This is a genomic window from Comamonas testosteroni ATCC 11996, assembly GCF_000241525.1.
Taxonomy (GTDB): domain Bacteria; phylum Pseudomonadota; class Gammaproteobacteria; order Burkholderiales; family Burkholderiaceae_C; genus Comamonas; species Comamonas testosteroni.
In genome coordinates this window covers 1-1,177 of record NZ_AHIL01000061.1, presented here as the reverse complement: position 1 = coordinate 1,177, position 1,177 = coordinate 1, and the positions used below count along the sequence as shown (strand labels likewise).

At 55.5% G+C, this 1,177-nt stretch carries 1 protein-coding gene; it reads right to left on the bottom strand.

The genetic code is table 11. The features are described from left to right. Positions 1-133 precede the first annotated feature (133 nt). Positions 134-1,105, bottom strand: a complete 972-nt coding sequence (locus CTATCC11996_RS24095) for an IS5 family transposase (protein ID WP_003081624.1) — start codon at positions 1,103-1,105, stop codon at positions 134-136. Between the last annotated feature and the right edge of the window lie 72 nt (positions 1,106-1,177).

Below are 1,177 nucleotides of genomic sequence, written 5' to 3'. Positions count from 1 at the left end.
TAGGGAACCTCTGCATAACCCGAATTCAAGCGTGATAGTGCTTGAACTAGCGTGAGGTCCGCTGGCCTCTGGCACTCAAGATGCCCGCATTTGGCGGGCATCTTGCTTTTTCAGCGCCCACAACAGGCTGCAATTAGCTGTTTGCCAGCAATCGGCCACGAGCCATCCACAAGTTCGCCAAAGCAAACAAGGTGTGCAATTGCTGGGTGTTCTTTCTCAAGCCTCGGTAGCGAACTTTGATGTGACCAAACTGGTGTTTGATGACTCTGAATGGGTGCTCGACTTTGGCCCGGATTTTGGATTTCACCTGCTCGAGCTGCTCTTGCATGGCCGATATCGGCTGCTGAGGATCCAGGGCCTTGCGCTGGCTGCGCTTCATGGCGATATGCCACTGGAATTTGCGCTCGGGTGTTGGCTCTGGCATGTCGGGGCGTTTGTCTGCACCCTGATAGCCAGCATCGGCGTATCCATCGATTTCTTGCCCATGCAGCAGACTGTTAGCTTCAACGACATCGTTGACGTTGGCCGATGTGCCCCGCACGGTGTGCACCAAGCCAGAATCCGCATCCACGCCGATATGTGCCTTCATACCAAAGTACCACTGGTTGCCTTTCTTGGTCTGGTGCATCTCAGGGTCACGCGATTTGGTGCTGTTTTTCGTAGAGCTGGGCGCTGCAATCAACGTGGCATCCACGATGGTGCCCGTGCGTAGCAGCAACTTTTTGCTCTCCAGTAAGTCCGTGACCCTCTGCAGAATTTGCTCGGCCAGCTTGTGTGTCTCCAGTAAATGGCGGAAACGCAAGATGGTGCTCTCGTCGGGGACGGCACTGTCCCATGACAAGCCTACGAAGTCCCGAAACAGCGGCATATCGTGCAACGCTTCTTCCATGGCCGGGTCGCTGAGGGTGAACCACTGCTGCATGAAGTGAATGCGCAGCAGCATCTCTACGGGAAACGGTGGCCGCCCTTTACGCCCTTCAGGGGCGTAAGGTGCAACCAATGTCACCAGATCCTTCCAAGGCACCACCTGCTGCATCTGCTCCAGAAATTCGCGTTTGCGTGTTTTTTTGGTGGAAAGGTTCAGGCCGAGATCGAATTGCTGCATGGACCGGGATGCTGCCGCACCCGGCACGCATGTGCAAGCACATGCGTTGAGGACTTATGCAGAGGTTCCCTA

What these genes read in the sequence shown, in the direction of transcription:
- CTATCC11996_RS24095 (WP_003081624.1), bottom strand. Translation starts at nt 1,105, where the DNA reads ATGCAGCAATTCGATCTCGGCCTGAACCTTTCCACCAAAAAAACACGC.